Genomic DNA, 1,249 nt, shown 5'->3' with positions numbered 1-1,249 from the left:
GGCGCGAACAACTCCTCCACCGCATCCCACACCAACGACACACCACCGTCACGCTCCACCACCTGGTGGTCCAACCACACCTGCGGCGTCTGGGAGACACCCCAGACCCGTTCGGCGAAGGAGGGCTCGACGACGACGTCGTCGGTGACGCCGAGGGTGCTGGTGAAGACCACCGGCATCGACACGTCCAGGTGTCCCCGTCGGCGGGCCAGTTCCCGCATCACCCAGACCGCCGAGACGTCGCTGTGCTCCAGGTCGCGGCCCATCTGCCGCTGCATCCGGCGGGTGGCGTCGAGCCAGCTCTCCTGCGGCTCGGGTTGGTAGCCGACCAGGAGCAGGGAGGTGAAGTCGCCGAGCACCCGGTCGACGTCGGGGTGCACGTCGCGGCGGTCGAAGAGGGTGACGTTGACGGTGAGGTCGGGCTGGGCGCTCCAGGCTCCGAGGACCTCGGCGAAGGCGGTGGCCAGCAGGGCGGAGCCGGTGACTCCGTGGCGGCGGGCCTGGTCGCGCAGCCGCTGCCACTGCCGCTGCGGCAGGTGCTGTTCCCGGCGGACGAACCGGGGCTGCTTGACCTCGGCCGGGTCGACGGCCAGGGGTAGTTGCGGCCCGTCGGGCAGCACCTCCACCCGCTGGGACCAGTACCGCCTGGAGGCGTCGAGTCGCTGCGGGTCGGGCTGGGCGGTCAGGACGTAGTCGCGGAAGGACAGGCCGATCGGCGGCAGGTCGGCGTCGGGCCGACGGTAGAGGGTGTCGAGCTCGCGCATCAGGATCATGGCGCTGAGGGCGTCGATGAGGATGCTGTCGATGCTGACCGCGAGGCGGACGCGGCGGTCGCCGTACCGGACGGCCCGCACGTCGAACAGCGGCCACCGGCCCGGGTCGAGGACCTGGTGCGACATCGCGTCGCGCTGGGCCCGGAGTTCGGTCTCGTCCTCGCCGGGGGCCGCGTCGACGGTCCGGATCTCGAAGCGGGGCACCTCGGGCAGGATCTGCTGGTCGCCGTCGGGCAGGAACCGGGCGCGCAGCATCTCGTGCCTGCCGACGAGCGTGTTGAGCACCTCGGTGAGCCGGTCGAGGTCGATGTCGCGGCCGTCGTACTCGGTGTAGAAGTGGCAGCCGACGCCGCCGAGGGCGAAGGTGTCGGTCCGGCCGATCCAGTAGGCGCGCTGCACGTCGGTGGGGGGGAACGGGTCGTACCGGTGGTCGGGGTCGGCGGTCAGCTGCGGGGTGGTGGGGGCGGTAGATCGGA

Annotated in this window: 1 protein-coding gene; it reads right to left on the bottom strand. The window is 71.8% G+C overall.

Annotated features, from left to right (window positions below):
- Positions 1–1,249, bottom strand: a 1,249-nt coding sequence (locus ABT336_RS27440) for a condensation domain-containing protein (RefSeq protein ID WP_350900504.1), incomplete at both ends; no start/stop codon positions are given.

The sequence above is a fragment of the Micromonospora sp. NPDC000207 genome (genome assembly GCF_040300925.1).
Lineage (GTDB): Bacteria > Actinomycetota > Actinomycetes > Mycobacteriales > Micromonosporaceae > Micromonospora.
The sequence above is the reverse complement of the archived record's forward strand: the minus strand, read 5'-3'. Positions and strand labels throughout refer to the sequence as shown.